Below are 20,346 nucleotides of genomic sequence, written 5' to 3' on the forward strand. Positions count from 1 at the left end.
AGACGGCCTGTTTATAAAACCGTTAAAACTCTTGATTAATGCCTAACTGTTTCAGCAGGTATTCAAATGTTTCCGGCGTATCAAAATGCAGTACAATTTTGCCTTTTTTCTGATTGCTGGTTTTGACTTCGGCATTGACACCCAAACGCTCGGTCAGGGCATCATTAATACGGCGGATATCCGGGCTGATGGTTTTGGCTGCTTCAGGCTTGGCTTTTTGATGTGCCAACTGGCTGCGGCGTTCTACTTCGCGTACCGACCAGCCGTTTTTGACGGCTTTTTGCGCCAACTCCAATTGGTCAACCACATGCAAGGTCAGCAACGCGCGGGCATGACCCATTTCCAGACGGCGTTGGTAAAGCATTTCCTGAACCGGCTCAGGCAGGCTCAACAGGCGCAGGCTGTTGGAGATGGCACTACGGCTTTTACCGACGGCTTTTGCGATGGTTTCGTGAGTCAGGCCGAATTCGTCGGCAAGGCGTTTCAAACCTTGCGCTTCTTCAATCGGATTGAGATTTTCACGTTGCAGGTTTTCAATCAAACCCATGGCCAACGCGGTTTCGTCGCTGATAGTTTTGATGACGACGGGAATTTCGGTCAAACCGGCCAACTGAGAAGCGCGCCAACGGCGTTCGCCGGCAATCAATTCATATTGAGACAGACCACGTTCGCGTACGATAACCGGCTGGATAATGCCTTGCGCTTTAATGGAGTCAGCCAGTTCCTGCAAGGCTTCGTCATCCATTTGCACACGCGCCTGATAGCGGCCGGGCTGAATATCGGCGATGGCAACCGTTGTCAGGCGGTCGCTACTGCTGCTGTCCACTGCATTGGAAATCAGCGAATCCAAACCGCGTCCCAATCCACCTTTTGCTTTTGCCATATTGTTTTCCCTTTCAGACGGCCTCATTGTTGAAATGACGTATTCTATCGGATATTGCCGCTTGACGACAATTTGAATCACTATGATTTGGCTATTGCCATTTATTTACGGAGCGAAACCGCAAACACGCCCCTTAAAGCATTACTCAAGCGGATTTCTTCCGCGTTTTCCAACATTGCGCGCGTGATGTGGGTTTCCTTGATTGTATCCACACCTAAATATAGCTGCGGCTGCTTCAATACCGCTTGGCGCATTACTCCGTTCAAAATATCCAAATCCAAAGACGGCGTGAGCCATTGTCCTTGATATTTGACAAACACATTGCTTCTTCCACCCTCTAACAACAGACCGTCTGAATTGAAAAACAGGCTGTCAAATGCACCCTGCCCTTCTGCCGTTTTCCATGCTTGGTCAAAAATTTCACGGCGCGTGGTTTTGAAGCGGCGCAGATAATCGCGTTGACTTAATGTGTGCTCACTCAAGATGACGTATTGCTGCCCATCCAATTCAGAAACAGCCGCATGGCTCAATGCAAGGCCGTCTGAAAACAAAGCTGCTTTAACTCTAAATAACCCACTTGGCAACGCATCTATATAGTGTTGAATTTGCTCTGCCGCATTTTGAGGCCAAAGCAGGTTGAGCGCTTGTGCCGAAATTTTCAGACGGCCTAAATGCAAATCGAGCAAACGGCATTGTTTGTCTTGCACGCGCATGGTTTCAAAAATACTGAAATCAGGCCGCAAGTCATTGAGAAAACGCGCCTTCCAACCGCACTCACGATATTCGGCTTCAGGATCGCTATCAATCACAATCCCCGAACCCACACCATAAACACCTTGATAAAGGCCGTCTGAAACCGGCTTCAGGGATAATGTGCGAATCACGACATTGAACACACCTTCAAACCCCAAACCCGTATCGCACGGATGCAAAAAGCCGATGCTGCCTGTGTATAAACCACGCGGTTCGGATTCAAGAGACTCAATAATCTGCATACTCATGCGTTTGGGCGCACCAGTAATACTGCCGCACGGGAAGGCTGCACGGAAAATATCAGAAACCGAAACATCAGGCAGCGCCTGCGCCTCGATGGCACTGGTCATCTGCCAAACGCTGCCGAAACGGGAAACTTTAAACGGTTCAGGCACGCGTACTTTGCCCGTTTGCGCGATTTTGCCGAGGTCGTTGCGCAACAAATCGACAATCATCACATTTTCGGCGCGGTTTTTCGGATCGTTTTGCAATTCAACGGCGCGGCGTTCATCTTGTCCGTCATGAAGAATCGGCGCAGTGCCTTTCATCGGCTCGGTTTTGATCAGGCCGTCTGAATCGATTTTGAGGAAAAGTTCGGGAGAGAAACACAAAGTCCACGCCTCCTGCCCTGCCCCGTCAGGCAGACAAGACAAAACGGCATACGGCACAGGCTGACGCAAACGGCGGTAAAGCTGGATCGGATTGCCGTAAGTTTGCAGGTGTAGACGCGCGGTGTAATTGATTTGATAGGTATCGCCGCGGCGGATGGCTTCGTGGATTTGGCGGATATGCTCGAGATAATCGGCTTCAGATACAGAGAATCGGGGAGTGGAGATGCCTGCCTCAAGGCCGTCTGAATGATTGGTCAGCCAGCTTTCGGCATCGATTTCGGAACAATCGGCAAACCAGTGCAAACACAAATTGCCACTGCGCGCGGATGAAATATCCATCAGTGGCAATCCGAATTCGTAGTCTGCAAACAACACTGCATGCAGACCTTTTTTCCAACCTGCCTGCAAAACATCATCCAACGACGCCAGTTCGTTATGATGAAAAAGGCAGCTTTCTACATGATTTTGATAGAGTTTTGCTCGGCCGCTTACCGCATCGTCGAACAGGGCGAAATAAGGCATGATGTATGATACAAATAGGCTGATTATACGCTGTTTTTACAAAAATTATCAAACAAACCGGAAAAAATCGCTTATGTGTAATTTTATGTAGGCTAACACAGCATAAAGAGGTAAAATCAAGTCATACCACACCATATCATTTAAAACTTAATCGATAAGGAGACTTTATGGCAGACCACCAATTAGAACCGTTCGAGAATGTTGAACTGGGCGAGAAACAAGACCAGCTGCAAGTATTCGAAAAGGCTGTTTTGGAACACGAAGGACGCGGCACTGACGAAGATTCCAGCAGCGCACCGCTTCCTGCCAACTACCCGTACAAACAACGTATGCGCCGCTCTGTTTACGAAAAAGAAAAACAGAAGCTGCAAATTGAATTGTTGAAAGTACAAAGCTGGGTTAAAGATTCCGGTCAGCGTATCGTCAGCCTGTTTGAAGGCCGCGACGCAGCCGGTAAAGGCGGTACCATCAAACGCTTTATGGAACACCTGAATCCGCGTGGCGCGCGCGTGGTTGCTTTGGAGAAACCAACCACTACCGAACGCGGCCAATGGTATTTCCAACGCTACATCCAAAACCTACCAACCGCAGGCGAAATGGTATTCTTCGACCGCTCATGGTACAACCGTGCAGGTGTAGAACGCGTAATGGGCTTCTGCGAACCTAACGAATACCTGCTCTTCATGCGCCAAACCCCTGAATTGGAACGTATGCTTGTTGCCAGCGGCATCCATCTGTTCAAATTCTGGTTCTCCGTATCCCGTGAAGAACAACTCCGTCGCTTCATCTCCCGTCGTGACGACCCACTGAAACACTGGAAACTATCCCCTGTGGATATCCAGTCGCTCGACCGCTGGGACGACTACACCGAAGCCAAAAACGCCATGTTCTTCCACACCCACACCGGCGACGCGCCTTGGGTCATCATCCGTTCCGATGACAAAAAACGTGCACGTTTGAACTGTATCCGCTACTTCCTGCATCAGCTGGACTATCCGGGCAAAGACGTGAAAGCCATCGGCAAAGTGGACGAGAAAATCGTTTTGGTTCCTGATACACGTTACAAAGACAAAACTGTCGATCTCGGACACGATTAATTTGTAACATTACCAAAGGCCGTCTGAAATTTCATCTTTCAGACGACCTTTTCTTAATCCTCGCGATTCCAGTACGTTTTTTGTGCGAATACCAATTTATTGTCAGTGAATTTCACACTGTCAAAATTCAATGCCCAAACATCGCTTTTCATCACTCTGGCAGCAGGATGCGCTTTGTAATACAAAGACTGCGCCGCTTTCAAATCCGCTTCATTCTCAATCAAAGTGGCAGTCGCCGCAAACTGAATGCCGCTGATTTTTGCGATGCTGTCAGGTTGTCCGGCAATGGTACCGGCTACTTTGGCAGAACGACTCATCATTCCGCCATGCTTCGTTTTCAAAGATGTCAGCACAATCAATCGGGCATTCACCTCATCAAACACATAAAAACAGCAAGCTGCCCAAACTTCGCCCTCTTCCGCAGCAGCAATACTGACGACATGATGATTGCTCAAAAACTTCACTATATTGACAGGAATCGTTTGCATGGTTTTTATCTTCCTTCGCAGTAGACGAAATTATGCTCAGGCCGTCTGAAACATCAGCCCTGCCAGCGCGGCACATCGTTTTGAATGATGCCGAACAAGTCCAAAGCATGAGAGACGCTGTGTGTAATCATATCTTCGATGGATTCGGGCTTCTGATATAAAGCCGGAACGGGAGGAAACACGATACCGCCCATCTCTGTCACGCGGCGCATATTTTCAATGTGCGCCAAGTTTAACGGTGCTTCACGCACCATCAATACCAACTTGCGCCGCTCTTTCAACGTTACATCCGCCGCACGGCTGAGCAAATTATCGGCAAATCCATGAGCAACCGAAGCCAAGGTTTTCATTGAACACGGCGCAATCAACATTCCATCCGTCAAAAACGATCCGCTGGCAATACTTGCCCCGACATTACGGACGGAATGCACGACATCTGCCAAAGCATAAACGTCTTCTTTGGTGTAATCCGTTTCCAAAGCGCGGGTCATCTCCGCCCCTTGCGAAACCACCAAATGTGTTTCTACCTGATGCTCACGCAAAAGCTGTAAAGCCTTCACGCCATACTGAAAACCGCTGGCACCGCTGATGCCGACAACCAAACGCTTCATTGTATTTCCCTGTCTCGGCCTAAAGATAAATGAAAGGCAGATTCTCAAGACGAAAAAATAACCGCTAAAAAGCGGTTAGATTTTCTAATGTGGTGCCGACAGCGAGATTTGAACTCGCACAGCCTACGGCCACTACCCCCTCAAGATAGCGTGTCTACCAATTCCACCATGTCGGCATAAATCAAATTGTCTTACTGCTGCTGAGGATTCGGAGCAACAGGAGTTGTATTGTTTTGTGCAGGCGTTGCAGGCTTAGGAGCTTGCTGGGTCTGCTTCACATCGCTGAAGTCTAAACCGTGCTTACTGGAGTGGGTGTGAATATACACCATCGCCATGCAGGTCGCAAAGAAAAATGTTGCGGCAATGGCAGTCGAGCGGCTGAGGAAGTTGGCATTACCGGCAGAACCGAATACGCCTTGCGCGCTACCGCTGCCGGAACCGAACGTTGCGCCGGCATCCGCGCCTTTACCGTGTTGCAGCAATACTAACACGATTACGGCTAAAGCGGAAATAATATTAATGATCCAGATAAGGGTTTTAAAGGCTTCCATATGTTTTCTACGAGGCTTGTGCTGCGTTGATGATGGCGGTAAAGGAGTCATATGATAATGACGCGCCACCAACCAATGCGCCGTCTACATGAGGTACTGCGAAGATGTCGGCTGCGTTATCCGCTTTCACACTTCCGCCGTAAAGAACGCGGATTTTAACATCGCTTCCGCACAAAGACAAGATTTCTTTGTAGATAAATGCGTGCATATCGGCGATTTGTTCGACGGTGGCGACTTTGCCTGTACCGATCGCCCAAACCGGCTCGTAGGCAACGGCGATGTTTTTGGTGTTCAAACCTTGCAGGATGGAAAGCTGGTGGGCAATGACTTCGTGTTCTTTACCGGCTTCGCGTTCTTCCAAGCTTTCGCCGACGCACAACAATGGAATCAGGCCGACGTTGAGGACGTTTTCCATTTTGCGGCGTTGGATTTCGTTTTTCTCGCCGAAATAAAGGCTGCGCTCGGAGTGGCCGATGAGAACGATGTCTGTACCGATGTCGGCAAGCATTTCGGCGGACACTTCGCCGGTGTACGCGCCGTTATTCGGGAAACGGCTCACGTCTTGCGCACAGGTCAAGATGCGGTTGTTCAAAACAATCTGCATGGCGTTGTGCAGTTGCAACAGATAAACGGTCGGAGCGGCCAGGCCGATTAACACGCGTTCTGCGGTTGGCATGACACGGAAGCGGTGCATAAGCGCATTGTTGTTTTGGAGTCGGCCGTTCATTTTCCAGTTGCCGATAACCCATTTTTGGTCCCACATTCCGATTTGGTGATACATCTTTATTGCTCCGTGTGTTGGTTGTTGCTTGCTTGTAGCGTCGTGTAATGTGAAAGTTTAGTGGATATATGTGCGCTTGGCAATTATTAACGGGCCTCCGGGGCCGTCTGAAAGATGGCACACTCTCCGACAAGGATTTATAATGTATGCTTCGATAAAATTAAGAATTGAACGGAGCACAAATATGGACTTTGAAAAAGCGCGTTTCAATATGGTTGAACAGCAGATTCGTCCGTGGGATGTCTTGGACTTCGACATTTTGGATGCTTTGGAGGAGATCGGGCGCGAACATTTTGTCGGCAAGGCTTTTCAAGGTTTGGCCTATGCGGATATGGAGCTGCCGCTGACCAACGGCCATAAGATGTTGGAACCCAAAGTCGTTGCCCGCCTAGCTCAAGGCTTGAAACTGAAAAAAGACGAAACCGTCTTAGAAATCGGTACAGGTTCAGGCTATGCAACCGCCCTGCTGTCCAAACTGGCCGGCAAAGTCGTCACCGACGACATCGATGTTGAGCAGCAGCAACGCGCCAAAAAAGTTTTGGACGAATTGGGCTTTACCAACGTCGATTATGTGCAAAACAACGGCCTGACCGAAGCATCGCAAGGCGCTCCTTTTGATGCGATTTATGTGGGCGGCGCAGTAGACAGCGTACCTGAAATTCTGAAAGAGCAACTGAAAGACGGCGGCCGTATGGTGGTCATCGTCGGCCGCAAACCGGTACAACGCGCGCTTTTGCTGACGCGCAACGGCAATGAGTTTTCCGAAAAGGTATTGTTCGACACCGTCGTGGCACACTTGGAAGACAAATCGGCCAATCCGTTCGGCGATTTCGATTTTTAAACAACAGGCCGTCTGAAAGTTCAGACGGCCTCATACTTTTATACCCGACCCTATGACCGACATTATCCAACTCTCGCCCACCGAATTGAAACAATGGCAGGACGAAGGCCGCGCATTTCATCTGCTCGACGTCCGCACCGATGAAGAACGCGCCATCTGCACCCTGCCCGCTGCCATTCATATCCCGATGAACCTCATCCCCCTGCGCCAAAACGAGCTGCCCGACGACGATTTGCCCATCGTCATTTACTGCCACCACGGCATCCGCAGCCTGCACACGGCAATATATTTGGAAGACGCCGGATTTGAAAACCTCTACAACCTGCAGGGCGGTATTGATGCTTGGGCAATGCAGGTTGACAGCAAAATGATGCGGTATTGAATCGGTTTTATCAATAAAAGGCCGTCTGAAACTGGATTTCAGACGGCCTTTGCAATTATTTCACAAACCTTGCATCTGCCATAAACGGCCGTGTAGCGGCTGGTTTGGCGGAATAGAAGCGGGAGAACGTGCTGTCGATTTTGGTCTGTATCGGCTTACCGTCCAATGTTGCCGATGCTTCCAATTTCACACCACCGCCACTGGTTTCGCCCAATTTCATATTTGGCAACGTCAGTTTGGCAATATTGAGTTTCACATTTTCCACTTTGGTATCGGGGGACATCAGCTGTTTGCCGACGGGGCGGATTTTTTCACCCTCATCATGAGGCGCGGCACCACCGTTATCGTCAACCACGCCGATATTAATCAATCTGGCAGACGCCAAATCCATCTTGCCGTTTTTGACCGGAATACCGACAAACAGTTTTACGCCACGATGAATGAACGTATTGTCCCGCCACTGAGTTTGGCCCTCTTTCGGCGGTTTGGTTTCTGCCGCCACCGAATAAGTGCGGCCCATAATCATCAATTTATAACCTGGAATTTTTTTCGAACCGAATCCATCGGTAATGTCTTCGACCAGTTGCGGCGCAGTCAGGGTTTCGTTTGCCAAAATACGGGCTGAAGTTTCTGCCAAATGGGCAGGCTTGCCGTCTATGGTCAATGCCTGTTCATGGCCGAAATCAGACGCAAATGCAGGCACGGCGGCCAGCGCGGCGGCCAATGCTAGAATACGGATAGTTTTCATTGCAGACTCCTGATAAAAATGTAATTGGGTTGATTACCCGATAAAATCCGGGCAATATTGATTGGAGTCGATATTTTTATATAAATGATACAGATTATCAAGAATATTTGTATTTTAAAATAAAAAAGGCCGTCTGAAATCCAGTTTCAGACGGCCTTTTAATCTACTTACAACCTTCTATCAGTCTTTGAAGCGTTTGAATACCAATGTGCCGTTGGTACCGCCAAAGCCGAAGGAATTGGAGATGGCAACGTCGATTTTCGCATCGCGTGCTTCGTTGGCGCAGTAGTCCAAATCGCAACCGGCTTCAACGTCTTGTTCAAAGATGTTGATGGTCGGTGGAGATTTTTGCTCGTGTACTGCCAACACGCTGTACAACGCTTCCACGCCGCCGGCCGCGCCGAGCAAGTGGCCGGTCATAGATTTGGTAGAGTTAACAATGACTTTGCGCGCATGATCGCCCAAAGCGCGTTTGAGGGCTTTGGTTTCGTTGGCATCGCCCAGCGGAGTGGACGTACCGTGTGCGTTGACGTAATCCACGTCTTCAGGATTCAGGCCGGCATCTTTCAGCGCACGAGTAACCGCCAATGCAGGGCCTTCTTCGTTAGGCGCGGTAATGTGGTAGGCATCTGAGCTCATACCGAAGCCGACGATTTCGGCGTAAATTTTCGCACCGCGTTTTTTCGCGTGTTCCAATTCTTCCAACACCAGCACGCCAGCGCCTTCGCCGATAACGAAACCGTCACGGCCTTTGTCCCACGGACGGGAAGCGGTAGCAGGGTCATCGTTTCGGGTGGAAAGTGCCTTCATGGCAGCAAAACCGCCAACGCCCAAAGTGCTGATTGCGCCTTCCGCACCACCGGCAATCATCACATCCGCGTCGCCGTATTTAATCAGTCGTGCAGAATCACCGATGGAGTGTGCACCGGTCGTACAGGCAGAAACCATGCCGTAGCTTGGGCCGCGGTAGCCTTTAAGGATGGTAACATGGCCGGAAATCAGGTTAATCAGCGAGCCTGGGATAAAGAAAGGATTGATTTTGCGCGCGCCGCCTTCGATAACGGCTTTACCGGTCGCTTCAATGCTCGGCAGGCCGCCGATACCGGAACCGATGTTGACACCGACGCGGTCTTTGTCGAGGGTTTCCAAATCGTCCAAGCCTGAATCATTGATGGCTTGCAGGGCGGCGGCGATACCGTAGTGGATGAACACGTCCATGCGGCGCGCTTCTTTTGCGCTGATGTATTGGCCGATGTCGAAATCGCGCACTTCGCCGGCGATTTGGCTGTTGATGTCGGATGTGTCAAAGCGGGTAATCCGTCCGATGCCGCTTTTGCCTGCGAGCAGATTGCTCCATGCGGTGGCGACGTCGTTGCCGACCGGTGATACTTGGCCAAGACCTGTGATGACTACTCTTCTCTGACTCATGATAATCTCGCTGTTGGTTGTCGGGATTTTCGCGGCAGCCTTGCTCTTTTTCTTCGTGAAAACAGGCAAAACTCATGCCGTCTGAAATTTCAGGGGTTTAATAATAAGGTAAAAGCCTCTATTGCGATGGCGCAGCAGAGGCTGGATGTTTGGTGCGACCGATTAGCCTTGGTGGGCGTTGATGTAGTCGATAGCCAATTGTACGGTAGTGATTTTTTCAGCGTCTTCGTCAGGGATTTCGCAGCCGAAAGCTTCTTCCAAAGCCATCACCAGTTCTACGGTGTCCAGAGAGTCAGCACCCAAATCGTCTTGGAAAGAAGATTCGTTTTTCACTTCGGCTTCGTTTACGCCCAGTTGTTCAGCAACAATTTTTTTAACTTGTTGTTCGATGTTTGACATGTCAGTCGTTCCTTTTCGCCTTGCGGCAGGTTGTTTAAGGGAAATAATTCGTCGGTATTGTACCGAATTCGGATAGAGTTTTCCATCTAATCCTGCATTTTAGCACAGATTATTCAGTAAAAACCTGTTGTTGTGCATATTAGCATAGCCTGATTTTAACCTACAAGCGGGAATTTGTTTTGTTACGTATTAACATTATTAAAAAAAGGGGCTGTACTAGATTAGCAGATATGTTACCCTCGAAATATGAAGATAACACACTGCAAATTAAAGAAAAAAAGTACAGAAAGAACTGCTTCGTTTTTTTGTACTCGAAGTTACCGCCCGTTCCGCTGCCGATATTTTGGGCATTCAGCCCAACTCCGCTATTCTGTTCTACTGCAAAATTCGTATGGTTATCCGCCATTATCTGGCCTTGGTTGCCGATGAGGTTTTTGAGGGCCCTGTCGAGTTGGACGAAAGCTATTTCGGCGGACGGCGTAAAGGCAGACGTGGTCGCGGTGCGGCAGGAAAAGTGGTTGTCTTCGGCATTCTGAAACGCAACGGACGGGTCTCTACCGTTGTGGTGGATAATGCCAAGTCTGAAACGTTACTCCCTGTCATTAAAAAGAAAATCATGCCGGACAGCATTGTTTACACGGATAGCCTGAGCAGCTACGACAAGTTGGACGTGAGCGGTTTTATCCATTACCGCATCAACCATTCCAAGGAATTTGCCGACCGTCAGAACCACATTAACGGCATTGAGAACTTTTGGAATCAGGCAAAACGCGTCTTGCGCAAATACAACGGAATCGATCGCAAATCTTTCCCGCTGTTCTTGAAAGAATGCGAATTTCGATTTAATTTCGGCATACCGTCTCAACAGCTTAAAATCCTGCAAAAATGGTGTGGAATTTAGGGCTAATCTAGTACAGCCCCTTAAAAAATTTTGATGGCGGTTGCTGCTGAAAAAGTAGGAATTGGATTTGAGAGAAGGTTTTTGCATATGCTGGTTTCGTGAAGGCCTACGCAGGATCAGCGTTGTCAGCGTTTTCATGTGTATGCTAACCTTCTGCAAGGTATCTGCTTAATCATATTTGAAATCAGTATTAAAGCATAATTATCAGTATCCGAAATTCCAGTTAATTAAATATTCAGAGACAATCGTTAAGATTGATTTAAGGATGAAAATGCAAGACCAAGAAAACATTAAAAACCAAGAAGAACAAGAAAATCAGCCAAAAGAAGACAATGGTGCCATGACCAAGTTGCAAGATGTGTTCAATCTTGCGCATGACCAGGCCCATCCCGATAAAATTGATGCCGTCATCCGCGCCAATACTCGGGTGTCCGGAACCAATATGTGGGTATTGATGTTTGCCATTGCCGTGGCGAGTATCGGTCTGAATGTAAACAGCACGGCGGTAGTGATCGGCGCGATGTTGATTTCGCCGTTGATGGGGCCGATTGTCGGTATGGGTTACGGTTTGGCGGTAGGGGATACTGCGCTGATCCGTCAAGCCGTGCGCAATATTATTATATTCGTCGTCATCAGCTTGATTACCGCTACGTTGTATTTCCTGTTAACCCCGCTTAAAGAGGCGCAAAGCGAGCTTTTGGCGCGTACTCAGCCGACCCTTTGGGATGTGTTGATTGCCTTCTTCGGCGGTAGTGCGGGTATTGTGGCGCTGACTCGAAAAGAAGGAGGCAATGCCATACCGGGTGTGGCGATTGCTACCGCATTGATGCCGCCCCTGTGTACTGCGGGCTACGGACTGGCACATGGCAACTGGCACTACTTTCTCGGTGCTTCATATCTTTTTGCCATCAACTGCGTGTTCATCGCTTTTTCGACCTTGTTGTTTTCCAAGCTGCTCAAGCTGCCGCGCAGGGGGTTGGTAACGGAATCCAAACGCCGGTTGCAAAGCATCATTATTACTGCCGTCGTGTTGGCTGTGATGATTCCGAGCGGCTATATGGCATCAGGACTGGTGCGTCAGGAGATCTTCAACACCAGAGCCAATGCCGCCATTGCCACTGCGCAGCAACAGGAAGGTTTTTTCGTGCTGCGTAAGATGTTGAACCACAGAGAAAATAAAGTCGGTCTGATTGTCAATGGAACGGGCAATGCCGAGAAAATTTCCGCCTTGCTGGTGAAAAGCCTTAACGCGTCGGGGGTGAAAGAGCCGAAGGTCAACGTGGTCTATGCGGGAGGGAACGATGCTAAAATCGAAGAATTGCTGGCAAGCCGAAACAACCCGGTTCAGCAGCAAAATGAGCTGAAAGAGCAGCAGGCCTATATCGATACCATACTGGCAGGCAAAGCCTCCGATATCGACGATGCAGCGGTACTCAAGGAATTAAAAGCCCAATATCCGGAAGCGGAAAAAATCGTTGTCGGACGCGGCTTGGCTTGGGATAAAGCGCAAACAACGCCTGTTTCCGAACAGTCTGAAAGCCAAAAAAACGCAGAACCGAAGACAGATACATATGACGATATCGTCGTTGTCTCTCTCGAATTGGAGCAGCCATTGCCTGCCAAAGATCACGAGCGGATACAGGCGTGGTTAAGCCAGCGTTATGAGGGTAAGGTCGTGCGCATATTATTAACGCACAAGTCTCAGACAGATAAACCGTCTAATGAATAATCGCCTTCAGACTTTATCCATTTCCGAGAAATCATTGATTGTTCCTAGTACACCAAATCCGCCTCAAACACGCCTCTCAAGGCGTTGGAGAGGCAGATTTTTTCTGCGCGTTCGAGCATGTCGTGGGTGATGTGCGTTTCGATGATGGTGTCCGCGCCCAAGTAGGTTTGCAGCTGCTGCAACACGGCTTGGCGCATGATGCCGTTGAGGATATCCAAATCCAGAGACGGGGTAAGACGGGTGTTTTTGTGCATGTTCATGTTTCAGTATTCTCCTGGAAATACTGTAAACAACGCTACTAGTTTCTACAGCATCGAGTTGATAACGTTCTCCCACACCGGCAAGGTTTTCTGCGCCAAGGACGAGTTTGAGTTTCTCAAAGTCGATTTGGTCTTTGCAAAAGACTTCGGGAAAGATTTGTTTGAGTTTTAATATATTGTTTTGTTTGAAATTATTTTCTAAATCGTGTATAATTTCTCGGCTCGGTTGCCATAATTGCGTCTTCCATCAATGATTACTTACAAAGTGTCCATTTTATCGGGATATGTTGAAAGTTAAAAGAAAAGAAGGCCGTCTGGGAAACTTTAATATTCGTTTTTCAGACGGCCTTCTTTTCACTTGCCGAAACAAGAGTATTTTGTTTCTCAACTTTACAAAACGGTCAGTCCTGTTGCTTGCTTCTACCCTAAAAACTCTTTCAAAAACAGCAAGACACAGGCAAGTTCGTCGGCGGATTCGCGTTGCGTGCCGTTGCCGGTATGGCCGCCGCCGTCCGGGGCGTAGAGCCACGATTGCGGCGAGGTTTCGCGCAGTTTGGCATAGAACTTGAGCGCGTGGGCGGGATGGACGCGGTCGTCGCTGAGGCTGGTGGTAATGAGCGCTGGCGGATAATTGATGCCGTCTGAAAGATTGTGATACGGTGACAATTCGCCCAGCCAGCGTTTGCAGACTTCGTATTTCTGCGGATTGCCGTATTCGTCCGTCCAGCTTGAACCGGCGGATAGAAGCGGATAGCGGATCATGTCGGTCAGCGGCACTTCACACACCAGCGCGCCGATGCTTTGCGGCTCGCGCACGAAGGCGGCGGCGGTAATCAGGCCGCCGTTGCTGCCGCCCTGCAAACCGATGTGTTTGGGCGAACTCATGCCGCGTTCGGACAAATCGCGCACGACTGCCAATAAATCATCAACGCTTTTGTGTTTGCTGATTCCCTGCGCCGCCTGATGCCAGCGCGGGCCAAATTCGCCGCCGCCGCGGATGTTTGCCAACACAAAGGCATTGCCCTCTTCCAGCCAATATTTGCCAACGCTACCCAGATAATGCGGCAATTCGGGAATGCCGAAACCACCATAGGCATAAACCAAAGTCGGCGTGTCGGGCGTGGCGTTTTTGCCGACGTGGAAATAAGGAATGCGCTCGCCGTCGGCCGAAGTCGTCCAAAACTGCTGTACGTTAATGCCGTCTGAATCAAACTGCTGCGGCTGACGGCGCATGACGGTCAGTTCCATCACGTTCAAATCCAGCGCAAACAGCGTCAGCGGCGTGGTGAAATCGCTGGCGGCAAGGTAAACCACGTCGCCGCCCCACGGCTGGTCGGTTATTTCCAACGCACCCGAAGGCAGGCGCGGCAGTTCGACTTCCTGCCATTTGCCGTCGGTAAAGCGCCATGCTTTCAGACGGCCTTGTACGTTCTCCAGCAGGCTCGCCACGACAAAACGCTTGGTCGTTTCCACGCTTTCCAATGCCTGCGTTTCATCGGGCGCAAACAAAAGCTGCGCCGCGCCTAATTCGCCGCGGTTTAATTTTACTGCCACCAATGCGCCGCTCGGATAGCTTTGGTTCGCGCGGTTCCAGTCCTTGCGCAGCGTCAGCAAAAGATGTCCCGCCAGATAGCCGACTACGTCGCAATCGTTGGGCAGGTTTAACGGTTTCGCCTCGCCTTCGGCTGAGACCTGCAAATAGGTTTTGGTGTAAAAACCGTCCGACGCTTCAATCAAATCAATCGGCGAACCCTGCGGATCGAGATAACGCCACGCGTTCACCATCATGCCGTCTTCGGCAATTTGATACACCGGCAGGCTTTCCTCGAAACTCTTACCACGCTCCACCAGCCACACTTCGCGCGGATAACCCGATTCGGTCAACTGGCGTTCGTCCCAAGCCGGACACACCCATACGCTGTTTTCATCGCGCCACGACACATGGTTTTTACCTGCCGGAAAGTGAAAACCGCCTTCTACCAACTCCCCTGCTTCCAAATCCACTTCCAGCGTGTACGCCGTATCGCCGCCCGATTTGCTCAGTGTTAACAACGCGCGGTTGGGCTTTTCCACCAAGTGCGACACGCCGCCCAAATACACATCGTCGCCGAGCAACTCGTCGAAATCCGCCACCGAAAACAGGATTTTCCACTCAGGATAGCCAGAACGGTAAGTCGCCGCCGTACATACGCGGTACACACCCTTCGGATATTCTGCGTCCTGATGGAAATGGTACATCCGCGCGCGGTGTTCCTGACAAAACGGAATCTGCCGCGTGTCCTGCAACTGCGCCAAAATGCCGTCGGACAATGCGCGCGCTTTGTCGTTTTCTAAAAAACGCGCACGCGTTTCGGCATGCGCCGCGGCGGCAAAATCTTGCGTTTCGGGAGATTCGAGGTTTTCAAAATGGAGATAGGAATCGGGGTAAGATTTCATAGGAAAAGGCCGTCTGAAAGATTGGGAAACGGAATTATAACGGCAAAATCAAAAAAGGCCGTCTGAAACCTGCATTTCAGACGGCCTAAGACATTATTCAATTTAACGTCCGTATATTTTCCACAAACCTTCCTGCAAACCAAACGCAGGCTCGCCGTCTTGCGGCTGGGTGCGGACGTAGCTGCCGTCAGGCTGCATCAGCCAAGCCTGGGTATTGTCTTCCAAGGCCATTTCCAAACCTTCGCAGATCACGCGTTCTTTGAGTTCGGGCGTGGTAATCGGCGTGGCGACTTCAATGCGGCGGAAAAAGTTGCGACCCATCCAGTCGGCGCTGGAGATAAAGGTATCGTCTGCACCATTGTTATGGAAGCAATACACGCGCGAGTGTTCGAGTTGGCGGCCGATAATGGAGCGGACACGGATGTTTTCGGACAAGCCTTTTACACCCGGGCGCAAAGTACACATACCGCGCACAATCAGGTCGATTTGCACGCCTGCCGCGCTGGCTTGATACAGCGCATCAATCACGCTCGGCTCAATGAGGGAGTTCATCTTGGCGGTAATCCGCGCCGGTTTGCCTGCTTTGGCGTGTTCGGTTTCCTGCTTGATGCGGTCGATGACCATTTTGTGCAGGGTAAACGGGCTTTGATAGAGCTTGTTCAGACGGCCCGGCTTGCCCAAGCCTGTGATTTCCATAAACAAAGTGTTCACATCGGCAGTGATTTGTTCATCGGCGGTAATGATGCCGAAGTCGGTGTAGATGCGCGATGTGCCTTGGTGGTAGTTGCCGGTACCGAGGTGGGCATAACGCTTGAGCACGCCGTCTTCGCGACGGATAACCAAAGCCATTTTGGCATGGACTTTGTAGCCGAATACGCCGTACACGACGTGCGCGCCCGCCTCTTCCAGCTGCTTCGCCCAGTTGACGTTGTTGGCTTCGTCAAAACGCGCCATCAGTTCGACCACGACGGTAACTTGCTTGCCCGCCAGTGCGGCCTTCATCAATGCGCGCACAAGCTCGGAATTGCTGCCGGTGCGGTAGATGGTCATTTTGACGGCCAATACATCCGGATCGGCCGCTGCCTCGCGTATCATTTGGACAACCGGATCGAAAGACTGATACGGGTGGTGCAGCAAGATCGGTGACTGTTTGACCAGTTTGAATACGGAGCCGTTTTTGCGCAAGGCTTTCAGACGGCCTGCATTGCGCGGCGGAAACTTCAAATCCGGCCTGTCCACCAAATCGGGAACGGCATTGAGGCGCACCAAATTGACCGGCCCTTTGACCTGATACAGCTCGGCAGAAGTCAGCTTGAACTGGGCAAGCAAGAAGTCGTGAATATGCGCCGGACAAGTGTCCGCCACTTCCAAGCGCACGCCGTCGCCGTATTCGCGGTCGTGCAACTCGTTTTGAATCGCGGCACGCAGGTTTTTCAAATCTTCTTCATCAACCGTCAAATCGCTGTCGCGCGTGAGACGGAACTGATGGCAGTCTTTAACCTTCATGCCGGGAAAGAGTTTGCCGACATGGGCGTGCAAAATAGACGATAAGAACACAAAGCCTGCATCGCCACCGCAAATTTCAGACGGCATGGGGACGACACGCGGCAAAATGCGCGGCGCCTGCACAATCGCCATTCCGGACGGACGGCCGAACGCATCCGTGCCTTCGAGTTCGACGGCAAAGTTGAGCGATTTGTTTAACGGGCGCGGGAACGGGTGTGACGGATCAAGGCCGATAGGCGTGAGAATGGGCAAAAGCTCGTTGTCGAAATAGTTTTCGATCCATTTTTTCTGCGCAGCCGTCCATTTGTGGCGGCGATAGAAATGAATGCCGGCACGGCTGAGTGCAGGCTGCAATACTTTGTTAAACAGATCGTACTGCTCGCGAATCAAGGCCTGCGCATCTTTCGCCACCGCTTCGATGGTTTCGGCCGCTGTTTTGCCGTTGTCGAGCAGCTGATGCGGGCGCAATTTGTTTTCGCGTTTCAACCACGCCATACGCACTTCAAAAAATTCGTCCAAATTGGAAGACACGATGCACAGGAAACGCAAACGCTCCAACAAAGGAACTTTCGTATCCTGCGCCTGAGCCAGCACACGACGGTTAAACGCCAACAGGCTAAGTTCTCGGCAGAGAATGCGGTTTTGCTCGGGCATGGTTCACTCCTGAAACATCGGTCATTAAGACTATCAAGTATAACGTTTTGCCGCCGTTCCGTCAGGTTTCAGACGGCCTTAGCAGACAACCTTATCTCTATTTGAGGCAAGACAAAGGGTTATCCGTTTTTTTCTATGCCGAAACAGCGGTTTTTGCTATAATGCGCAGTTTAATGCAACCGCAATACCACTGCTAAAGGATAAGAAAATGGGCTTTTTGCAAGGCAAAAAAATTCTGATTACCGGCATGATCTCCGAGCGTTCCATCGCTTACGGCATCGCCAAAGCCTGCCGCGAACAAGGCGCGGAATTGGCATTTACTTATGTTGTCGACAAACTGGAAGAGCGCGTCCGTAAAATGGCGGCCGAACTCGGCTCCGAACTCGTGTTCCGCTGCGACGTTGCCAGCGACGACGAAATCAACCAAGTTTTCGTTGACTTGGGCAAACACTGGGACGGCTTGGACGGCCTCGTTCACTCCATCGGCTTCGCCCCTAAAGAAGCTTTGAGCGGCGACTTCCTCGACAGCATCAGCCGCGAAGCGTTCAACACCGCTCACGAAATCTCCGCATACAGCCTGCCTGCACTGGCAAAAGCCGCCCGTCCGATGATGCAGGGCCGCAACGCCGCAATCGTTGCCCTGAGCTACTTGGGCGCCGTTCGTGCCATTCCTAACTACAATGTTATGGGCATGGCCAAAGCCAGCCTCGAAGCCGGCATCCGCTTCACTGCCGCCTGCCTGGGCAAAGAAGGCATCCGCTGCAACGGCATCTCCGCAGGCCCGATCAAAACCCTGGCCGCTTCCGGCATCGCCGATTTAAGCAAACTCTTGGGTCACGTCGCTTCCCACAACCCATTGGGTCGTAACGTTACCACCGAAGAAGTTGGCAACACAGCCGCCTTCCTACTGTCCGACCTCGCTTCCGGCATTACCGGCGAGATTACCTACGTTGACGGCGGTTACAGCATCAATGCGCTGAACGACGAAGAGAACTAAACAGTTTTCACGCCAAACGCACTTTCATGATGAAAGTGCGTTTTTTATGGCCGTTACATTATGGCTTGAATAACTGCATAACCAAAAAGGCCGTCTGAAAGTCAAATACGGATACGAAACATTACCTTTACAGACTTTCAATGATTATGTTTTCAACATTATTATATTATCATTCTACCTCAATTTGAAATTCCGATAGAGCATTGATTCTAAAGATAACATTCATGTTATCTGATACTTAGCCACGGATAAAAAGTGGTGCAAAAAAGTAACAAAAAAAATTCAGACGGCCTGTTTTTCATACAAAAGGCATAGAAGCCGGACATTTTTAGCATGAAATACAAAATTTAACATTATTGAAATTTTCTTAACTAATAAAGCGTTAAGATGCCTGCCGATTAATTGAATCACATCTGATTTTGACTCAAACACATACAGGAGATTAATTATGTCAATCGCTTCAGAATTTAAAGAATTTATTATGCGTGGCAACGTTGTCGACCTCGCAGTCGGTATGGTTGTCGGTACAGCATTCAGCGGCATCGTCAAATCATTGGTTGACGATATAATCATGCCTCCTATCGGTCTGCTGATCGGCGGCGTTGATTTCTCCAACCTGTTCATCACCCTGAAAAACGGCGCACAAGCCGCTCCTGCTGAAGGTTACGCCAACCTGGCAGCCGCTCAAGCAGCCGGTGCCGTTACCCTGAACATCGGTCTGTTCATCAACACTGTGATCAGCTTCCTGATCGTTGCCGCTGCCATCTTCTGCGTGGTTAAAGCCATCAACTCTGTGAAAAAAACCGAAGCTCCTGCTGAAGAAGCACCGGCAGAGCCTAGCGAAGAAGTTCTGTTGTTGCGCGAAATCCGTGACTCTCTGAACAAAAAATAATCACAATACCTAAACATACACACACAAACCAAGGCCGTCTGAAACCATTTCAGACGGCCTTTTCTAACTCCATCGCTCTGACATAGTTGGCTGTTTAAGAAAAACTACAAGCAGCTATCCTTCATTTATTTATAGAAACCTTGCTTACGACCTCATTATTTTTACCCAATAGATAAAGGAAATTATCATTTACCTCTAATTTACCAAGGTAAACGCCATAATCCATTTCATGAGCAGGACAGGTTTTAATCAAATGACGAATACTCTTGTCTTTATTTTCAATATTCCAAAACAAGTCAACTTTATCGATCTGATGTTCCACTTGAATGGAAAAAGTGGTGGATTGAATCTTCTTCTTTTTCCATACCCAACTATTTTCATAATGGTTTCTCTCTATTTCATTCACTACATCCCCAAGTAAGCAGAATGGAATAGAAAGCTTATGAAATACACGGTTTGCCCCTTCGACTAAGGCAGCCAAGAGCATCTTTTTCTTATCAACAGGATCTAAAGCTTCATAGGTACAAAAATCAAATGGAACCTGAACAGTATAGACACCAAGTAAGTTTATGATACAAGGATTGCAGACCTTATCCATGCATTCTATGATGATTTTCCAACAATCCTTAGTTGGAACAGGCTTGAAGAGTCGCTCCAACATAGATGTCATACACTTCGATTCATATACAAACGCTTTTCTACGGCATTTCCAATTTTGATTGTAGTCCTCTATCCTGGCCTCCTCGTATCTTAATGAAGCTGAGTCCATCAACTCCTCGATCCTTTGGCGATTTTCCACATAAGGTCTATCTAATTCAAAATATCTTAACTTCATATTCATACTTCCATGATCTTATTTTTTATACAGGACCAACC

19 protein-coding genes, 1 tRNA gene and 1 pseudogene are annotated in these 20,346 nt (G+C 49.6%); 7 read left to right on the top strand and 14 right to left on the bottom strand.

Annotation, left to right across the window (positions count from 1 at the left end; translation table 11 throughout):
- Positions 1–22: 22 nt before the first annotated feature.
- The gene (locus ACTHTJ_RS02565) at positions 23–883 is read right to left on the bottom strand and encodes a ParB/RepB/Spo0J family partition protein (protein ID WP_070459768.1); all 861 of its coding nucleotides are present in this window, start codon (positions 881–883) and stop codon (positions 23–25) included.
- Positions 884–984: 101 nt separating this feature from the next.
- On the bottom strand, positions 985–2,769 hold the full coding sequence (locus ACTHTJ_RS02570; protein ID WP_070583866.1) for a bifunctional chorismate-binding protein/class IV aminotransferase: 1,785 nt from the start codon (positions 2,767–2,769) through the stop codon (positions 985–987).
- Between the two features lie 167 nt (positions 2,770–2,936).
- Between ACTHTJ_RS02570 and ppk2 the strand changes: the two genes are divergently transcribed.
- Positions 2,937–3,866 carry a polyphosphate kinase 2 gene (gene ppk2 / locus ACTHTJ_RS02575; protein WP_070583865.1) on the top strand — a complete coding sequence of 310 codons (930 nt, stop codon included), beginning with the start codon at positions 2,937–2,939 and terminating at the stop codon, positions 3,864–3,866.
- A 53-nt stretch (positions 3,867–3,919) separates the two neighbouring features.
- Here ppk2 and ACTHTJ_RS02580 read toward each other — a convergent pair whose 3' ends face one another.
- The 5 genes from ACTHTJ_RS02580 to tpiA form a co-directional block, all read right to left on the bottom strand.
- Positions 3,920–4,354 (bottom strand): pyridoxamine 5'-phosphate oxidase family protein, encoded by a 435-nt coding sequence (locus ACTHTJ_RS02580; protein ID WP_070583864.1) that lies wholly within the window; start codon positions 4,352–4,354, stop codon positions 3,920–3,922.
- 53 nt (positions 4,355–4,407) lie between these two features.
- Positions 4,408–4,965 (bottom strand): UbiX family flavin prenyltransferase, encoded by a 558-nt coding sequence (locus ACTHTJ_RS02585; RefSeq protein ID WP_004464450.1) that lies wholly within the window; start codon positions 4,963–4,965, stop codon positions 4,408–4,410.
- 90 nt (positions 4,966–5,055) lie between these two features.
- Positions 5,056–5,141, bottom strand: a tRNA-Leu gene (locus ACTHTJ_RS02590).
- A gap of 15 nt (positions 5,142–5,156) precedes the next feature.
- Positions 5,157–5,516 carry a preprotein translocase subunit SecG gene (gene secG, locus ACTHTJ_RS02595; RefSeq protein WP_003683944.1) on the bottom strand — a complete coding sequence of 120 codons (360 nt, stop codon included), beginning with the start codon at positions 5,514–5,516 and terminating at the stop codon, positions 5,157–5,159.
- A gap of 7 nt (positions 5,517–5,523) precedes the next feature.
- Positions 5,524–6,297: a triose-phosphate isomerase gene (gene tpiA, locus ACTHTJ_RS02600; protein ID WP_004519014.1), complete on the bottom strand. Its 774-nt coding sequence runs from the start codon at positions 6,295–6,297 to the stop codon at positions 5,524–5,526.
- 184 nt (positions 6,298–6,481) lie between these two features.
- Here tpiA and ACTHTJ_RS02605 point away from each other — a divergent pair, with 184 nt between their 5' ends.
- The gene (locus ACTHTJ_RS02605) at positions 6,482–7,138 is read left to right on the top strand and encodes a protein-L-isoaspartate O-methyltransferase family protein (RefSeq protein WP_070583863.1); all 657 of its coding nucleotides are present in this window, start codon (positions 6,482–6,484) and stop codon (positions 7,136–7,138) included.
- Positions 7,139–7,190: 52 nt separating this feature from the next.
- Positions 7,191–7,520 carry a rhodanese-like domain-containing protein gene (locus ACTHTJ_RS02610; protein WP_070583862.1) on the top strand — a complete coding sequence of 110 codons (330 nt, stop codon included), beginning with the start codon at positions 7,191–7,193 and terminating at the stop codon, positions 7,518–7,520.
- Positions 7,521–7,575: 55 nt separating this feature from the next.
- Here the strand turns inward: ACTHTJ_RS02610 and ACTHTJ_RS02615 are convergent, their stop codons facing one another.
- The 3 genes from ACTHTJ_RS02615 to acpP form a co-directional block, all read right to left on the bottom strand.
- Positions 7,576–8,268: a hypothetical protein gene (locus ACTHTJ_RS02615; RefSeq protein WP_049351302.1), complete on the bottom strand. Its 693-nt coding sequence runs from the start codon at positions 8,266–8,268 to the stop codon at positions 7,576–7,578.
- 180 nt (positions 8,269–8,448) lie between these two features.
- Positions 8,449–9,696 carry a beta-ketoacyl-ACP synthase II gene (fabF, locus tag ACTHTJ_RS02620; protein ID WP_070459816.1) on the bottom strand — a complete coding sequence of 416 codons (1,248 nt, stop codon included), beginning with the start codon at positions 9,694–9,696 and terminating at the stop codon, positions 8,449–8,451.
- A 162-nt stretch (positions 9,697–9,858) separates the two neighbouring features.
- Entirely contained in the window at positions 9,859–10,095 is a 237-nt protein-coding gene (gene acpP / locus ACTHTJ_RS02625; protein ID WP_003679644.1) for an acyl carrier protein, read from the bottom strand.
- A gap of 246 nt (positions 10,096–10,341) precedes the next feature.
- Between acpP and ACTHTJ_RS02630 the strand changes: the two are divergent.
- Both ACTHTJ_RS02630 and ACTHTJ_RS02635 read left to right on the top strand, forming a co-directional pair.
- A pseudogene (locus ACTHTJ_RS02630) lies at positions 10,342–10,996 on the top strand (IS1595 family transposase).
- 271 nt (positions 10,997–11,267) lie between these two features.
- The gene (locus ACTHTJ_RS02635) at positions 11,268–12,725 is read left to right on the top strand and encodes a DUF389 domain-containing protein (protein ID WP_070583969.1); all 1,458 of its coding nucleotides are present in this window, start codon (positions 11,268–11,270) and stop codon (positions 12,723–12,725) included.
- 44 nt (positions 12,726–12,769) lie between these two features.
- Here ACTHTJ_RS02635 and ACTHTJ_RS02640 read toward each other — a convergent pair whose 3' ends face one another.
- The 3 genes from ACTHTJ_RS02640 to ppk1 all read right to left on the bottom strand — a co-directional run bounded on the left by ACTHTJ_RS02640 (position 12,770) and on the right by ppk1 (position 17,581).
- Positions 12,770–12,985, bottom strand: a complete 216-nt coding sequence (locus tag ACTHTJ_RS02640) for an aminotransferase class IV (RefSeq protein WP_234396205.1) — start codon at positions 12,983–12,985, stop codon at positions 12,770–12,772.
- 420 nt (positions 12,986–13,405) lie between these two features.
- Positions 13,406–15,421 carry a prolyl oligopeptidase family serine peptidase gene (locus ACTHTJ_RS02645; RefSeq protein WP_440360898.1) on the bottom strand — a complete coding sequence of 672 codons (2,016 nt, stop codon included), beginning with the start codon at positions 15,419–15,421 and terminating at the stop codon, positions 13,406–13,408.
- A gap of 102 nt (positions 15,422–15,523) precedes the next feature.
- Positions 15,524–17,581, bottom strand: coding sequence for a polyphosphate kinase 1 (gene ppk1 / locus ACTHTJ_RS02650; RefSeq protein WP_440360897.1), 2,058 nt, complete (start codon positions 17,579–17,581; stop codon positions 15,524–15,526).
- Between the two features lie 208 nt (positions 17,582–17,789).
- On the opposite strand from ppk1, the gene fabI reads away from it, so the two are divergent.
- Complete coding sequence (fabI, locus tag ACTHTJ_RS02655) at positions 17,790–18,578, top strand: enoyl-ACP reductase FabI (protein WP_003748060.1); 789 nt, start codon at positions 17,790–17,792, stop codon at positions 18,576–18,578.
- Positions 18,579–19,026: 448 nt separating this feature from the next.
- Positions 19,027–19,470, top strand: a complete 444-nt coding sequence (gene mscL / locus ACTHTJ_RS02660; protein ID WP_440360896.1) for a large conductance mechanosensitive channel protein MscL — start codon at positions 19,027–19,029, stop codon at positions 19,468–19,470.
- A gap of 121 nt (positions 19,471–19,591) precedes the next feature.
- Here the strand turns inward: mscL and ACTHTJ_RS02665 are convergent, their stop codons facing one another.
- Positions 19,592–20,311 (bottom strand): hypothetical protein, encoded by a 720-nt coding sequence (locus ACTHTJ_RS02665; protein WP_199900426.1) that lies wholly within the window; start codon positions 20,309–20,311, stop codon positions 19,592–19,594.
- Positions 20,312–20,346 lie beyond the last annotated feature (35 nt).

Source organism: Neisseria sp. P0018.S001 (assembly GCF_051957355.1).
GTDB classification, from domain to species: Bacteria; Pseudomonadota; Gammaproteobacteria; order Burkholderiales; family Neisseriaceae; genus Neisseria; species Neisseria subflava_A.

Bases quoted from the DNA above. Each gene is read 5' to 3' on its own strand.
- ACTHTJ_RS02565 (WP_070459768.1), bottom strand. From the start codon at position 883: ATGGCAAAAGCAAAAGGTGGATTGGGACGCGGTTTGGATTCGCTGATT.
- ACTHTJ_RS02570 (WP_070583866.1), bottom strand. From the start codon at position 2,769: ATGCCTTATTTCGCCCTGTTCGACGATGCGGTAAGCGGCCGAGCAAAA.
- ppk2 (WP_070583865.1), top strand. From the start codon at position 2,937: ATGGCAGACCACCAATTAGAACCGTTCGAGAATGTTGAACTGGGCGAG.
- ACTHTJ_RS02580 (WP_070583864.1), bottom strand. From the start codon at position 4,354: ATGCAAACGATTCCTGTCAATATAGTGAAGTTTTTGAGCAATCATCAT.
- ACTHTJ_RS02585 (WP_004464450.1), bottom strand. From the start codon at position 4,965: ATGAAGCGTTTGGTTGTCGGCATCAGCGGTGCCAGCGGTTTTCAGTAT.
- secG (WP_003683944.1), bottom strand. From the start codon at position 5,516: ATGGAAGCCTTTAAAACCCTTATCTGGATCATTAATATTATTTCCGCT.
- tpiA (WP_004519014.1), bottom strand. From the start codon at position 6,297: ATGTATCACCAAATCGGAATGTGGGACCAAAAATGGGTTATCGGCAAC.
- ACTHTJ_RS02605 (WP_070583863.1), top strand. From the start codon at position 6,482: ATGGACTTTGAAAAAGCGCGTTTCAATATGGTTGAACAGCAGATTCGT.
- ACTHTJ_RS02610 (WP_070583862.1), top strand. From the start codon at position 7,191: ATGACCGACATTATCCAACTCTCGCCCACCGAATTGAAACAATGGCAG.
- ACTHTJ_RS02615 (WP_049351302.1), bottom strand. From the start codon at position 8,268: ATGAAAACTATCCGTATTCTAGCATTGGCCGCCGCGCTGGCCGCCGTG.
- fabF (WP_070459816.1), bottom strand. From the start codon at position 9,696: ATGAGTCAGAGAAGAGTAGTCATCACAGGTCTTGGCCAAGTATCACCG.
- acpP (WP_003679644.1), bottom strand. From the start codon at position 10,095: ATGTCAAACATCGAACAACAAGTTAAAAAAATTGTTGCTGAACAACTG.
- ACTHTJ_RS02635 (WP_070583969.1), top strand. From the start codon at position 11,268: ATGCAAGACCAAGAAAACATTAAAAACCAAGAAGAACAAGAAAATCAG.
- ACTHTJ_RS02640 (WP_234396205.1), bottom strand. From the start codon at position 12,985: ATGAACATGCACAAAAACACCCGTCTTACCCCGTCTCTGGATTTGGAT.
- ACTHTJ_RS02645 (WP_440360898.1), bottom strand. From the start codon at position 15,421: ATGAAATCTTACCCCGATTCCTATCTCCATTTTGAAAACCTCGAATCT.
- ppk1 (WP_440360897.1), bottom strand. From the start codon at position 17,581: ATGCCCGAGCAAAACCGCATTCTCTGCCGAGAACTTAGCCTGTTGGCG.
- fabI (WP_003748060.1), top strand. From the start codon at position 17,790: ATGGGCTTTTTGCAAGGCAAAAAAATTCTGATTACCGGCATGATCTCC.
- mscL (WP_440360896.1), top strand. From the start codon at position 19,027: ATGTCAATCGCTTCAGAATTTAAAGAATTTATTATGCGTGGCAACGTT.
- ACTHTJ_RS02665 (WP_199900426.1), bottom strand. From the start codon at position 20,311: ATGAATATGAAGTTAAGATATTTTGAATTAGATAGACCTTATGTGGAA.